Origin of the sequence: Limnohabitans sp. T6-20 (assembly GCF_003063505.1) — a bacterium.
GTDB lineage: Bacteria > Pseudomonadota > Gammaproteobacteria > Burkholderiales > Burkholderiaceae_C > Limnohabitans_A.
Window position 1 is genome coordinate 139293 of sequence record NZ_NERW01000001.1, and the last position, 12979, is coordinate 152271.

General features: G+C 61.2%; 12 protein-coding genes. 7 read left to right on the forward strand and 5 right to left on the reverse strand.

Translation table 11 applies throughout. The annotated features are described in order from the left end of the window. The first annotated feature begins 38 nt into the window (after nucleotides 1-38). Both yihA and B9Z33_RS00755 read left to right on the forward strand, forming a co-directional pair. Nucleotides 39-710 (forward strand): ribosome biogenesis GTP-binding protein YihA/YsxC, encoded by a 672-nt coding sequence (yihA, locus tag B9Z33_RS00750; RefSeq protein WP_108286055.1) that lies wholly within the window; start codon nucleotides 39-41, stop codon nucleotides 708-710. A gap of 54 nt (nucleotides 711-764) precedes the next feature. Continuing rightward, a complete protein-coding gene (locus B9Z33_RS00755) occupies nucleotides 765-1739 on the forward strand; it encodes an alpha/beta fold hydrolase (protein WP_369916052.1) in 975 nt (324 codons plus the stop codon). Here B9Z33_RS00755 and B9Z33_RS00760 read toward each other — a convergent pair. Both B9Z33_RS00760 and B9Z33_RS00765 read right to left on the reverse strand, forming a co-directional pair. After that, the gene (locus B9Z33_RS00760) at nucleotides 1733-2599 is read right to left on the reverse strand and encodes a lipid A biosynthesis acyltransferase (RefSeq protein ID WP_108285145.1); all 867 of its coding nucleotides are present in this window, start codon (nucleotides 2597-2599) and stop codon (nucleotides 1733-1735) included. The genes B9Z33_RS00755 and B9Z33_RS00760 overlap by 7 nt on opposite strands. 12 nt (nucleotides 2600-2611) lie before the next feature. Further along, on the reverse strand, nucleotides 2612-3445 hold the full coding sequence (locus B9Z33_RS00765; protein ID WP_108285146.1) for a lysophospholipid acyltransferase family protein: 834 nt from the start codon (nucleotides 3443-3445) through the stop codon (nucleotides 2612-2614). 231 nt (nucleotides 3446-3676) lie between these two features. On the opposite strand from B9Z33_RS00765, the gene B9Z33_RS00770 reads away from it, so the two are divergent. From B9Z33_RS00770 to B9Z33_RS00785, 4 genes are all read left to right on the forward strand, one after another. Beyond that, nucleotides 3677-4261, forward strand: coding sequence for a helix-turn-helix domain-containing protein (locus B9Z33_RS00770; RefSeq protein WP_108285147.1), 585 nt, complete (start codon nucleotides 3677-3679; stop codon nucleotides 4259-4261). A gap of 147 nt (nucleotides 4262-4408) precedes the next feature. Next, complete coding sequence (gene groES / locus B9Z33_RS00775; protein WP_108285148.1) at nucleotides 4409-4696, forward strand: co-chaperone GroES; 288 nt, start codon at nucleotides 4409-4411, stop codon at nucleotides 4694-4696. 44 nt (nucleotides 4697-4740) lie between these two features. After that, nucleotides 4741-6387, forward strand: a complete 1647-nt coding sequence (gene groL, locus B9Z33_RS00780) for a chaperonin GroEL (RefSeq protein WP_108285149.1) — start codon at nucleotides 4741-4743, stop codon at nucleotides 6385-6387. 620 nt (nucleotides 6388-7007) lie between these two features. Beyond that, nucleotides 7008-8000 (forward strand): cupredoxin family protein, encoded by a 993-nt coding sequence (locus B9Z33_RS00785; RefSeq protein ID WP_108285150.1) that lies wholly within the window; start codon nucleotides 7008-7010, stop codon nucleotides 7998-8000. Between the two features lie 189 nt (nucleotides 8001-8189). Here B9Z33_RS00785 and B9Z33_RS00790 read toward each other — a convergent pair whose 3' ends face one another. From B9Z33_RS00790 to tal, 3 genes are all read right to left on the reverse strand, one after another. Next, complete coding sequence (locus B9Z33_RS00790; protein ID WP_146183805.1) at nucleotides 8190-8531, reverse strand: J domain-containing protein; 342 nt, start codon at nucleotides 8529-8531, stop codon at nucleotides 8190-8192. A gap of 156 nt (nucleotides 8532-8687) precedes the next feature. Continuing rightward, nucleotides 8688-10223, reverse strand: coding sequence for a glucose-6-phosphate isomerase (pgi, locus tag B9Z33_RS00795; RefSeq protein ID WP_108285152.1), 1536 nt, complete (start codon nucleotides 10221-10223; stop codon nucleotides 8688-8690). 181 nt (nucleotides 10224-10404) lie between these two features. Further along, nucleotides 10405-11352, reverse strand: a complete 948-nt coding sequence (gene tal, locus B9Z33_RS00800; RefSeq protein WP_108285153.1) for a transaldolase — start codon at nucleotides 11350-11352, stop codon at nucleotides 10405-10407. Between the two features lie 153 nt (nucleotides 11353-11505). On the opposite strand from tal, the gene zwf reads away from it, so the two are divergent. Beyond that, nucleotides 11506-12969 carry a glucose-6-phosphate dehydrogenase gene (gene zwf, locus B9Z33_RS00805; protein ID WP_108285154.1) on the forward strand — a complete coding sequence of 488 codons (1464 nt, stop codon included), beginning with the start codon at nucleotides 11506-11508 and terminating at the stop codon, nucleotides 12967-12969. Nucleotides 12970-12979: the final 10 nt, after the last annotated feature.

Sequence of the window (12979 nt, forward strand, 5' to 3'; positions counted from 1 at the left end):
CCAAACCCGCGCCCGCCACCCCACCGGTGGTCACGCCCATGGGCTGGATGCACACCGCACGTTTTTTGACCACCGCCGCGCAACTGCACCATTTGCCCGCGATGGACACCCCCGAAATCGCTTTTGTGGGCCGCTCCAACGCGGGCAAGTCCACCTGCATCAACACCCTGACGCAGAAAAAGCAGCTGGCCTTTGCCTCCAAAAAACCCGGCCGCACCCAGCACATCAACCTGTTTGCGCTGGGCAAGCAAGGCATCACCGACGCCGTGCTGGCCGATTTGCCCGGCTACGGCTATGCCGCCGTGGCCAAAATGGACAAGCTGCGCTGGCAGCAGGTGATGGCCAATTACCTGGTCAGCCGCGAAAACCTCAAGGGCATCGTGATGATGTGCGACCCGCGCCACGGCCTGACCGAGCTCGACGACATCCTGCTCGAAGTGATCCGCCCCCGGGTCGAAGAAGGCCTGAAATTTTTGATCATCCTGACCAAAGCCGACAAGCTGACCCGCGCCGAGCAGGCCAAAGCCCTGTCGATTGCGCGACTGCAAGCCGGTGGCGGCGAGGTGAAACTCTTTTCTGCCTTGAAAAAGCAAGGTGTGGACGAAGTCGCCAAACTGCTGTGGGACTGGACCCACCCGGCCGAAGGCGCAGCCCCGGCCCCGTTGCCAACCCAGCCGCCCGAAGAAGAACCCGAAGCCCTGGACGAGTGAGCCCCAGCCTTTGACAGCGCCGGATCACCGCCCCCCACAAGGAGTGATCCCCCCGTGCCCACATCCCTGCCCAAAATTCAGACCTGGCAGCAAGACCTGCCGCACGGCATCACCCTGAGCTGCCGCGCCTGCGGCGAGCCCGGCCGCCCGGTGCTGATGTTTTTGCATGGCTTTCCTGAGGCCGCCTGGGTGTGGGACCCTTTGCTGGCCCACTTCTCCCAGCCCGAAAACGGCGGCTACCGCTGCGTGGCCCCCAACTTGCGCGGCTACGAACGCTCCAGCGCCCCGGAAGACATCAAGGCCTACCGGGCCAAACACCTGGTGCAAGACATCGTGGCCCTGATCGGCCTCGAATCGGGCGATGCCCCGCTGGCCGCTTTGGTGGCCCACGACTGGGGCGGCGCGGTAGCCTGGAGCCTGGCGAATCAGCACCCCGAACGCCTGCGCCAGCTGGTCATCATCAATTCGCCCCACCCTGGCCCTTTCCTCAAAGCACTGCAAAGCAACCCGGCACAGCAAGCGGCCAGCGCCTACATGAACTTTCTGGTGCAGCCCGATGCCGCCGCGCAACTGGCGGCGAACGACTTTGAACGGCTGCTGGGTTTTCTGGACGGGCACGACAGCGAATTGCCCTCGCTCACGCAAGCCACGGGTGCGCACCCTGGCGAGCCTGCCCGCTGGCTCACGCCGGAAGTCAAAGAACGCTACCGCCAGACCTGGCGGCACGGATTACAAGGCGGGCTCAACTATTACCGGGCCTCGCCCCTGCGCCCCGCCACAGCGCAAGACCCGGGCGCATCGGCGGTTCAGATCCCGCCGGAAGCCTTGCAGATCGGCATGCCCACGCTGGTGCTGTGGGCGCAAGACGACATCGCCTTGTTGCCCTGCCTGACCGAAGGCCTGGCGCAGCATGTGCCTGATTTGAAGCTGGTGCCGATTCCCAAAGCCACGCATTGGGTGGTGCATGAAAAACCCGGGCGGGTGATCCGCGAAATCACCGCTTTTCTGAGGCCCGCGCCGCTTCAGTAAACGCCGGGCTCGCCCTCGGGCCGCGTCTTGAAGCGCTTGTGCACCCAGTAATACTGCTCGGGCATGGTGCGCACCCAGTCGGCCAGCAAGGCGTTCATGCGAACGGTGTCTTGCGCCAAGTCGGCGGTCGGAAAATCCAGCAAGGGCGCGTGGACTTCGATGTCATAACCCTGTGGCGTCATGCGCGTGACCACCGGCACGACACGCGCCCCGCCCACTCTTGAAAACCGCGACAAAGAAGGCACGGTGGCGGCTTTTTCGACCCCCATGAAGGGCACAAAAATCGACTCCCCTCGGCCAAAGTCCATGTCAGGGGACAAATGCAAAGGCTCGCCCTTCTTGAGTCCCGCCAAAATCTGCCGCACCCCCTCGTGCCTGAAATAAGGCCTTGCATTGCCCGAACGCTCGCGGCCATGCCGGACCCATGCTTCCACCTTGGGGTTGGACTGTTTGACAAAAATAAACGCCACGTTGCGGGGCACACACCAGCCCACCGCCAAGCCACCGGCATCAAGCCCCACAAAATGCGGGGCAAAAACCACCAGCGGACCCGGGGCGGTCAAGGCGTCCAGCTCGCCCACATACCTCAGTCGGCCACGCGCAACCGCCTCTGGTGCATCCCACAACCATGAACGGTCCAGCACCGATTGTCCAAAGGCCAGAAAGTGGCGGTAAGCCAGGGCCTCACGCTCGGCCTCGGTCAACTCGGGCATGCACAAGCGCAAATTGACACGGACAATGTGCCTGCGTTTGCGCGCCAAGTGCCACAACAACCAGCCCAGCCCGGCCCCCAGCGCCCGCACCCAAGGCAAGGGCAGCCGCGCGATCAAGCGCATGACAGCAATCAGCAAATTCACCATGTGTGCAACAGATCAGACCGACGCAGGTCGGGGGTGTTTGTAACGGGCATAGCCCCAGATGTACTGCGATGGGCACTGCAGGATCAGCGACTCCATGGCCTGGTTGATCTGCACCACGGCGGTGTCCAGATCGTCTGAAAGGGCATGGCCCAGCGCTTGGGTGTGCAAACGGTAACCGCGCCCCCAAGACAAACGCTCACCCCAGATCAGCACCACCCGGGCACCGGTTTGCAAAGCCAGCCGAGCCGCCAAGGTCATGGTGTATGCCGGTTGGCCAAAAAACGGAGCCCACTGCCCCATGCCCTCTGGCGGAACCTGGTCAGGCAGCAAGCCCACAGCGCGGCCCGAGCGCAAGGCCTTGATCATTTGCCGAACCCCCGCCAAGGTGGTGGGCACCGCTTCCAGGCCCGGCCGTTGGCGCGCCAAGCTCATGACCTCCCCCAAACCGGCATGGCGGGCAGGACGGTAGAGCACCGTCAAGGGGCCATGCTGTGCAGAAAAGCGCAGCGCCAGCGCCTGCGCCGTGATCTCGAAGCAGCCCATGTGCGGCGTCAAAAACAACACGCCTTGACCGCTGGCATAAGCCTCCACGGCAGCGCGGTCATCGGCCCAAGTCAGAGGTGGCGTGCGGCCCAGCCACAAGCGCGGCAGCTCGGCCGACATGCGCCCGGCCTGCCCCACAGCACGCCACACCGTGCTCCAGCCCAAGCCCGCCTGGCGCGCATTGTCCAGAAATCGGCGTCGGTACTGGCCCGAAAAACACCAGGCCAGCCAGCCCCCCACGCTGCCCAGCGCGTGCAGGGCCCACAAAGGCCAACGGGAAAAAAAGCGGAACCAACTCAACATGGGGGGTGATTTTGCCCTGAACTGACGCAAGCACCGGCAAGCCGGCACAAAGCAAGAACTGGCGCACTGGACAAATGCCGCCCCACCCCTCAACCCATCGGGTGTGGCTACCTGTTTTTGTTCACCGCGCTACCGGTTCGCGCCCCGCCATGGCGGCCAAACGGGTCATAACATTCAAACAGCCCAATCAATTCAAACCCGCCCTTCTGTGGTCACCTTGAGAAATTCCCAATGAAAAACAGCAACATCAACCAAGCCTACTTCAGCACCAGCCAAGCCGCCAAAATGTTGGGCCTGTCGGTGGGTACCATCCAGCGCATGGTGGAAAACGGCATCTTCAAGGCCTATGTCACCCAAGGTGGGCACCGCAGAATCTTGTCGTCGTCCCTCACCCAATATTGCAAACAGCAGGGCTTTTCGAGCCCACAGACCGCCCCCGAAAAGCCGCTGATCTGCATCCTGCACGACAGCACGCACCTGCCGCCAGCCTTGGGCCAGTTGGGGCAATGGGACCATGTGAAGGTCATCACCCACCCCCTGGATTTGATGGGCATTGACCAGCATGTGGGGACTTTTTTCATCGATGCCCGGATTCCATGGCTGCACGACGCCCCGATTCACCTGCAAGACTCCTTGATGCAAAACGCCCACATCGTGGTCTACAACAGCGCTCACTTGCCCTCGGGCAGCCCCCTGCATCTGGCCAAAAAAATCAACTTGTTTGACGGCGACATCAGCACCGATCTGGTTTATGGTTACCTGCTGGGCAGTGCCCACGAGAGCGACACCGCGACACACCGCCCGACCAGCCAGTAAAAAGCACCGGGCACTTGAAATCAGCTCAAATGCCCTTATCATTAGCACTCGAAGGCAGCGAGTGCTAACAACACCCTCCTCAGATTTCAGCAGCACCCCTTCAGGTGCTTTTGTTTTTCAACCCTTGTTTCAAATCCAGGAGATTCCATGAAACTGCGTCCTTTGGGCGATCGCGTGATCGTCAAGCGTATCGAAAGCGAAACCAAAACAGCTTCGGGCATCGTGATCCCCGATTCCGCTGCAGAAAAGCCCGATCAAGGTGAAGTCCTGGCCGTCGGCCCTGGCAAAACCAACGACAAAGGCGAGACCAAGGCCCTGAGCGTCAAAGTCGGCGACCGCGTGTTGTTCGGCAAGTACAGCGGCCAGACCGTCAAGGTCGAAGGCGACGAGCTGTTGGTCATGAAAGAAGAAGACCTGTTCGCCGTCGTCGAATAAGTCTCTCACCCCCCATTTTTTAAATACATTCAGGAGCTACTCACATGGCAGCAAAAGACGTCATTTTCGGCGGCGAAGCCCGCGCACGCATGGTTGAAGGCGTGAACATTTTGGCCAACGCGGTCAAAGTCACCCTGGGCCCTAAAGGCCGTAACGTGGTTCTGGAGCGTTCCTTCGGCGCCCCCACCGTGACCAAGGACGGTGTGTCCGTGGCCAAGGAAATCGAACTCAAAGACAAGTTGCAAAACATGGGCGCACAGATGGTCAAGGAAGTCGCTTCCAAGACGTCTGACAACGCTGGTGACGGCACAACAACCGCTACCGTGTTGGCCCAAGCCATCGTGCGCGAAGGCATGAAGTACGTGGCCGCCGGCATGAACCCGATGGACCTGAAGCGCGGCATCGACAAAGCAGTGACTGCTTTGATCGAAGAGCTGAAGAAGGCCACCAAAGCCACCACCACCAGCAAAGAAATCGCCCAAGTCGGTTCGATCTCTGCCAACTCTGACACCAGCATCGGCGAAATCATCGCCAACGCCATGGACAAAGTGGGCAAAGAAGGCGTGATCACTGTGGAAGACGGCAAGTCTTTGAACAACGAACTCGACGTCGTTGAAGGCATGCAATTCGACCGCGGCTACCTGTCGCCTTACTTCATCAACAACCCCGAAAAGCAAGCCGCTTTGTTGGACAACCCCTTTGTGTTGTTGTTCGACAAGAAGATCAGCAACATCCGCGATCTGCTGCCCACACTGGAAGCCGTTGCCAAAGCTGGCCGTCCTTTGTTGATCATTGCCGAAGAAGTCGAAGGCGAAGCCTTGGCAACTCTGGTTGTGAACACCATCCGTGGCATCTTGAAGGTTGTGGCCGTCAAGGCTCCAGGCTTCGGCGACCGTCGCAAAGCCATGTTGGAAGACATCGCCATCTTGACCGGCGGCAAAGTGATCGCTGAAGAAGTGGGCCTGACCCTCGAAAAAGTGACTTTGGCCGATCTGGGCCAAGCCAAGCGCATCGAAGTGGGCAAAGAAAACACCATCATCATCGACGGCGCTGGTGCAGCTGGCGACATCGAAGCCCGCGTCAAACAAGTGCGCGTGCAAATTGAAGAAGCCACTTCCGACTACGACCGCGAGAAGCTGCAAGAGCGCGTGGCCAAGTTGGCTGGCGGTGTGGCCGTGATCAAGGTCGGCGCTGCCACCGAAGTCGAAATGAAAGAGAAGAAAGCCCGCGTGGAAGACGCCCTGCACGCGACTCGCGCTGCTGTGGAAGAAGGCATCGTGGCTGGCGGCGGTGTGGCTCTGTTGCGCGCACGTCAAACGGCTGGCGTCATCAAAGGCGACAACGCTGACCAAGACGCCGGCATCAAGCTGGTGTTGAAAGCCATCGAAGCGCCTCTGCGCGAGATCGTGTACAACGCCGGTGGCGAGCCATCGGTGGTGGTGAACGCTGTGTTGGCTGGCAAAGGCAACTACGGCTTCAACGCTGCCAACGACACCTACGGCGACATGATCGAAATGGGCATCTTGGACCCCACCAAAGTGACACGCACTGCCTTGCAAAACGCAGCGTCTGTGGCCTCTTTGATGTTGACCACCGAGTGCATGGTTTCCGAAGCACCGAAAGAAGAATCCGGCGCTGGCGGCATGCCTGACATGGGCGGCATGGGTGGTATGGGCGGCATGGGCATGTAATTGCCCCGCCGCTTTGCCTGAGCACTTCGGTGCTCTTGCCCAAAGTCAAAAGCCCCGTGAGAAATCACGGGGCTTTTTTTCGTCCAGCCCGCACACCACGGTGAGCACTTAAGATCAGGGGATGCGGCGCATTTCATGGTTTTGGGTTCTGGTGATTCTGCTCAAACTGGGTGTGGGCCCGGTCATGGCCATGCCTGCTGCCACGCAGTCGCATCCAACGCTCCCTGAACAACACACTGCGGTCTTGCCCGCGTGTCATGGCCATGGGGTCACCAGCACTTCGACGACCTCGACAGATGGTCCGTCGTTGGCCCAACCTTCCCATGACCCCACGTCCAAGGATCCCGCTTCACATGCCCACGGCACTGCGGACAGCGACTGTCATCATTGCTGCGCCGTAGGTCTGGGCTGCTTGATGACCATCTGCTCGCACACGGCACCTGCGGCACACGCTGGGTGCATCACGCACGACTGGGAAAGCGCGAGCCTGCGACCCGATTTACGTCCACCCATCGCCTGAGACGAGCCCCGTTCACAACACGCTCCGCGCAGGCCTTGTCTGGCCTGGGCGGCAAATTGGTATGTAGGCGCTGGCACAAGCCAGCGCATGGATCGCACTCATGACTGTTTCTTTTCAACTTCATCACGGGGCCATGCTCCTCAAATACTCGGGCATCAGCTTCATTTCTGGTGCCGTGAACCACGGCTTTTTCAGCGGCACACGGTCCTTGTGGACGGCCGCCATTGGCATCGTGCTGTTCGTGCTCGGCGCTTGGCTGGAACACCGCCAGACCGACAACGCCACCGCACCTCGAACCAGCCTGTTGCAAACATTGGTGCTGGGCTCGCTGCTGTCCATTGGTTTGGGCTTCTTCACGGGCGGCCTGCAGCACTTTCCTGACTCGCCAGCGCGCAGCGCCTGGGTGGTGCCGCTGGGCTTTTCCGTCTCGGTATTGGCCTTGGCACTCAGCACGTCGCGCGCATGGCAACGTGCAGCCACGGTCTATGTGCTGGTGCTGGGCTGCGCGGTGAGCGCCAGCAGCTGGGCGGCTTGGCAATGGCTGAGCAGCCACCCGGAATGGGCCGCGACCGGCCATGCGCACGGCGACAACGCGGCCCCTGCCGATCACCACACGCCCGCAACCGGCAACAGCGCCGGACCGGTAGCGCTGGTGCTCAACCGCAGCATCGCCGTGCAAATGGACGATCAGATGCGTTTCACCCCCTCCAACATCCAGGTGCAGGCGGGTGAAACCATTCGCTTTGTGGTGCACAACGCAGGCCGCTCTGCCCATGAAATGGTGCTGGGCAGCGAAGAGGCCATTGGCCAGCACGCCGAGGCCATGCGCCAAGGTGCCGGGCACGAGGCCGGGCACAGCCACGGCACGGGCGCAGCCATCACCGTGGCAGCTGGGCAAACGGGTGAACTGCTTGTGCACTTTCCGCAAGCCACCACTTTGCAGATGGCCTGCCTGATCCCGGGTCACTACGAGGCCGGTATGCGCGGAACTGTGACGGTGGGCAAGGGCTCGGCAGATGCACCGCCCTCCTCTGCACCGGCACCGGCACCGGCACCGGCACCGGCACACGACCATGGGGCACACAAGCACTGAAAGGCTGCGGAGCTTCAGTTCCCAGGGCTTGGCAAACCTGGCCCCTTGCCGGTAAATGGGGGCTCAGACCATGGCGACGGCCACAAACCATTGGCCATGCGCCGTTCACCATGCTGTGGCCTCCAACAAAAAACCGCGAGTGATCGCGGTTTTTTTGTGGATGCAGAGGATGGCCCTTGAGGACCAGGCTCAAACAAAAGCGTGCAAGCGTCCGCGCTGATCGTAAGTGGTCAAAAAAGGCTGAACGCTGCGGGCCAACGACCGGCAAGAGGTGACGTGAATCTGGGGGGCGACAAAACGGGGGCGGGGGGCGCGCTGGCTTTCGTCATAGGCGCGGCGGCTTTCGGGCTTGCTCAACACGTTGTAGGCGTGGTTGATGCGGGCCATCTTCGCGGCCATCAGGGAAGAGGCGCCGACCTGGCGATCCGGGTGGTAGCGAAGCGCCAGCGCACGGTAAGCGGCGCGGATGACTTCGGGCTCCGCCTGAGGGGTGACGCCGAGTTCGCTGTAGAGGTCCATGTTCGAGTGCATGGCCAAATCATAAAATATGAACACCTTTAAATTAAATAAAAATGTAATTTAAACGTATCAATTTGTGAAATGCAAACTTTAGAACCCGCATTCACAACGGGTCCAACAGACACGAATCCTCCACCAACATGCCCGATTTTGCGCAAGCAAACCGCGTCAAGCCAGCACGCGTTGCAACAAAGCCGCGCTGGAGGCGTCCAGACCGCTCACATCGCCCGACGTCATGCGCGCATGGATGTCTTTGGCCAGCACCTTGCCCAGCTCCACGCCCCATTGGTCAAAACTGTTGATGCCCCAGACCGAGCCGCTGACGAACACGCGGTGTTCCTGCAGCGCGATCAGCGCACCCAGGCTGGCGGGCGTGAGTTCATCGAGCAGCAAGAAGGTGCTGGGCCGGTTGCCGGTGAAGTGCTTGTGCCCGCCTTCGTCGACTTGGCCCAGCATCAGGGCCTGCGCTTGCGCAATCACATTGGCCAGCAGCAGCTCGTGGTGGTCTTTCAGGCTGTGCGTGGGCTTTTTGACGGCGACGAACTCCATCGGCACCACGTCGGTGCCCTGGTGCAGCATCTGGAAATACGCGTGCTGGCCGTTGGTGCCCGGCTCGCCCCAGAGCACAGGCGATGTGCCATAAGGCAGCGCATGGCCGTTGCGGTCCACCCGCTTGCCATTGCTTTCCATTTCAAGCTGCTGCAAATACGCAGGCACCCGGCGCAAGGCGCTGTGGTACGGCGCAATCGAGCGGCTGGTGTAGTTCAAAAAGTTGCGGTACCAGACATCGAGCAGGCCCAGGCGCACGGGCAGGTTTTCTTCCAACGGCGCGGTCTGAAAGTGCTGGTCCATGGCATGCGCCCCGGCCAGCAAATCCCTGAAGCCCTGTGCGCCAATGGCGATCGCCACGGGAAGCCCGATGGCCGACCAGACCGAATAACGGCCGCCTACCCAGTCCCAAAACCCGAAGGTGGTGCGGATGCCAAACTCGGCTGCGGCGGCCACGTTGGTGGTGAGCGCCGCAAAGTGGCGGGCCACATCGGTGCCGCCTTGCGCCTGAAACCAAGCCTGCGCCGAGCGGGCATTGGTCATGGTCTCTGTTGTCGTGAAGGTTTTGGAGGCAATCAAGAACAGCGTGTTCTGAGCCTTCAAGCCCTTGAGTACACCGGCCAGCTCATGGCCATCCACATTCGACACGAAATGGAAGCGCTTGCCCGGCATCACGAAATCTTGCAAGGCCAGTACCGCCATCTGCGGGCCCAGATCGGAACCACCGATGCCGATGTTCACCACGTCGGTGATCTGCGCGTCGGCTCGGATGGTTTCGGCATAGTCCAACATGGGCCCCAGCGTGCCGTGAACCTGCGCCAAGGGCTCGGCCAGTTCACCGCCCAAAGAGCCCTCAGGCTGGCGCAGCAGCCAGTGCATCACGGCGCGGTCTTCGGTGCTGTTGATGTGCTCACCCCGGAACATGGCATCGCGGTGCGCCGCCAAGCCGGTCTGGCGGCCCAGCTCTTGCAGCAAGGCTTCGGTGGCGGCGTCCACATGGTTTTTAGACAGGTCGGCAAACACATGAGGAGCCGTCTGGCTCAACGCATCAGCACGGTGCGCATCGGTCGCAAAAGCAGTGCGCAAGTCAAATGCAGTGTTCTGGGCCGCATGGGCCGACAAGGCCTTCCAGGCCGGGGTTTGGTCACAACGCATAAGGGCTTTCAATGGGTTTGATCTAAAACAGGCTTCTGGTGGTTTTGGCATTCGCGAGCAGGGGCTCGCTCCCACAAGCACCAGGACACGGGGAAGGACTTGCACCCTGTGGCAGCGAGCCCCTGCTCGCGAATTTCCGCTTTGGCCCCTGCACGCATTCGGGCACAGATGGCCTACTGCCTCAAACTTTTTTCATCAAGTCTTCAAGCTTCACGGCATCGGCGCAAAACGCGCGGATGCCTTCGGCCAGTTTTTCGGTGGCCATGGCGTCTTCGTTGAGTGCCAGGCGGAACGAGGCTTCGTCATAGGCCACGGCAGGCAAGTCCATGGATTTGGCCGCTTGCGCGTCCAACGCCAAGCTCAGCGGTGCATCGCTGGCGGCCAGCTGGGCCAGCAACTCCGGGCTGATGGTCAGCAAATCGCAACCCGCCAGCGCCGTGATCTGCCCGATGTTGCGAAATGACGCGCCCATGACTTCGGTGGCGATGCCGTGCTTTTTGTAGTGGTTGAAGATGGCCCGCACCGACTGCACGCCGGGGTCATTGGCCCCGGCCCTGGCGGCTTCGTCCCACGCTGCGCCGGCGGTCTTTTTGTACCAGTCGTAAATGCGGCCCACAAAAGGCGAGATGAGTTGCACTTTGGCCTGGCCACAGGCCACCGCCTGGCAAAACGCAAACAGCAGCGTCAGGTTGCAGCGGATGCCTTCTCGCTCCAGCTCGGCGGCAGCCTGGATGCCTTCCCAGGTCGAGGCGATCTTGATCAGCACACGTTCACGGGCGATGCCCTGCGCTTCGTACAAGGCCATGATGCGGCGGGCCCGCGCCACGGTGGCGGCGGTGTCAAAACTCAGGCGGGCGTCCACTTCGGTGGACACACGGCCGGGGATGGTCTTCAAAATCTCGCAGCCAAAACGCACCAACAGGTGGTCCATCACCACGTCCAGCGGCTGGCCCCGGTGGGCAGCCACGGTTTCGGCCAGCAAGGGCGCGTATTCGGGCTTTTGCACGGCCTTGAGGATCAAAGACGGGTTGGTGGTCGCGTCTTGCGGCTGAAATTGGGCCAGTTGCTTGAAATCACCGGTGTCTGCGACCACGGTGGTGAATTGCTTAAGGGCGTCGAGTTGGTTCATGGAAGGTCAGGGTCAAAGCGCGCCAACTGGCTCAGCGCGAACAGGTTGAGTGGGATTTCAAAGGCCCATCGGGTGTTTTTTGAAAGCTGGCTTGAATTATCAGTGAAACAAAGTTACATTACAAATCAATTTTTCATGTAACTCAAGAACATCATGGCCTTTGATTTGGTTTTCTTCGGCGGCACGGGCGATCTGGTCTGGCGCAAACTCATGCCCGCACTGTTTCAGGCCTACCGCCACGACACCTTGCCCGAGGGCGGGCGCATCATCGGTGTGGGCCGCGATGACCTGACGGATGAGCAATACCGCCAGCAAATCCAGTCGCGCTTTGAGCAAGTCGAAGGCGACAAGCGCCCCAAACCCGAAGAATTCGCCCGCTTTGCCAGCTTGCTGTGCTACGTGCGCATGGACCTGTCCAAGCCCGAAGCCTATGCCGCGTTGTCTGCCCGCTTGGCCGAGCGCGAGACCAACAACGTGGTGATGTATTTGTCCACCGCGCCCAGCCTGTTCACCACCGTGTGCGAACAACTGGCGGCCAACGGACTGAACACCCCCAAAACCCGCATCGTGCTCGAAAAACCGCTGGGCCACGATCTGGCCTCCAACCGCTCGATCAACGAAGCGGTGGGCAAGGTCTTCAAAGAGCAGCAGATCTTCCGCATTGACCACTACCTGGGCAAGCCTGCGGTGCAAAACCTGTTTGCGCTGCGTTTTGGCAATGCCCTGTTTGAGCCCCTGTGGCGGCGCGAACACATCGCCAACATCCAGATCACCATGGCCGAAGAGCTGGGTGTAGAAAAACGCGGTGGCTTTTACGAAACCACCGGCGCGCTGCGCGACATGGTGCAAAACCACGCGCTGCAACTGCTGTGCGCCATCGCGATGGAGCCGCCCATCAACGCCCACGCCGACGCGATCCGCGACGAAAAACTCAAGGTGCTGCGCGCCCTGAAACGCTGGACCCCCGAGACCCTGAGCCAGCATGTGATTCGCGGCCAGTACAGTGCGGGCAATGTCGAAGGCAAAGCCGTGCCGGGTTACCGCGACGAACAGGGCGTGAGCCCCAGCAGCAGCACCGAGACCTTTGTCGCGCTGCGCACCGAGATCGCCAACTGGCGCTGGGCGGGCGTGCCGTTTTACATCCGCACCGGCAAGCGCATGGCCTCGCGTGAAGCGCACATTGAGATCAATTTCCGCCAGACACCGCACGAAATTTTCAGGAGCCCGGTGGGCCACGCCAACAAACTGGTGATTCACCTGCAACCCAAAGACGGGCTGGAGCTGCACCTGTTTGCCCAGGGCCAGAGCAAGCGCGGCGAAGGCAGCGGCGGGGCCACCCTGAGCCCGGTGCACCTGGACCTGGACTTTGACAAACGATTTGGCAGCCAGCGCGTGGGCGCTTACGAGCGCTTGTTGCTCGACGTGCTGGACGGCCGCCTGAACCTGTTCGTGCGCAGCGACGAGCAAGAAGAAGCCTGGCGCTGGGTCGAGCCGATCCTGCAGCACTGGAAAAACGACACCATCGGCCCACGCCCCTACGCCGCAGGCACCTGGGGGCCGAGCGCCTCCAGCGCCATGATTGCGCGCGACGGCTTTTGCTGGTCCGAAGAAATTTAAACCGGAGACA

Excerpts from the sequence above, each read along its gene's own strand:
- B9Z33_RS00785 (WP_108285150.1), top strand. The coding sequence starts at position 7,008 with ATGACTGTTTCTTTTCAACTTCATCACGGGGCCATGCTCCTCAAATAC.
- yihA (WP_108286055.1), top strand. The coding sequence starts at position 39 with ATGGGCTGGATGCACACCGCACGTTTTTTGACCACCGCCGCGCAACTG.
- groES (WP_108285148.1), top strand. The coding sequence starts at position 4,409 with ATGAAACTGCGTCCTTTGGGCGATCGCGTGATCGTCAAGCGTATCGAA.
- tal (WP_108285153.1), bottom strand. The coding sequence starts at position 11,352 with ATGAACCAACTCGACGCCCTTAAGCAATTCACCACCGTGGTCGCAGAC.
- groL (WP_108285149.1), top strand. The coding sequence starts at position 4,741 with ATGGCAGCAAAAGACGTCATTTTCGGCGGCGAAGCCCGCGCACGCATG.
- B9Z33_RS00770 (WP_108285147.1), top strand. The coding sequence starts at position 3,677 with ATGAAAAACAGCAACATCAACCAAGCCTACTTCAGCACCAGCCAAGCC.
- B9Z33_RS00790 (WP_146183805.1), bottom strand. The coding sequence starts at position 8,531 with ATGCACTCGAACATGGACCTCTACAGCGAACTCGGCGTCACCCCTCAG.
- B9Z33_RS00760 (WP_108285145.1), bottom strand. The coding sequence starts at position 2,599 with ATGGTGAATTTGCTGATTGCTGTCATGCGCTTGATCGCGCGGCTGCCC.
- pgi (WP_108285152.1), bottom strand. The coding sequence starts at position 10,223 with ATGCGTTGTGACCAAACCCCGGCCTGGAAGGCCTTGTCGGCCCATGCG.
- zwf (WP_108285154.1), top strand. The coding sequence starts at position 11,506 with ATGGCCTTTGATTTGGTTTTCTTCGGCGGCACGGGCGATCTGGTCTGG.
- B9Z33_RS00765 (WP_108285146.1), bottom strand. The coding sequence starts at position 3,445 with ATGTTGAGTTGGTTCCGCTTTTTTTCCCGTTGGCCTTTGTGGGCCCTG.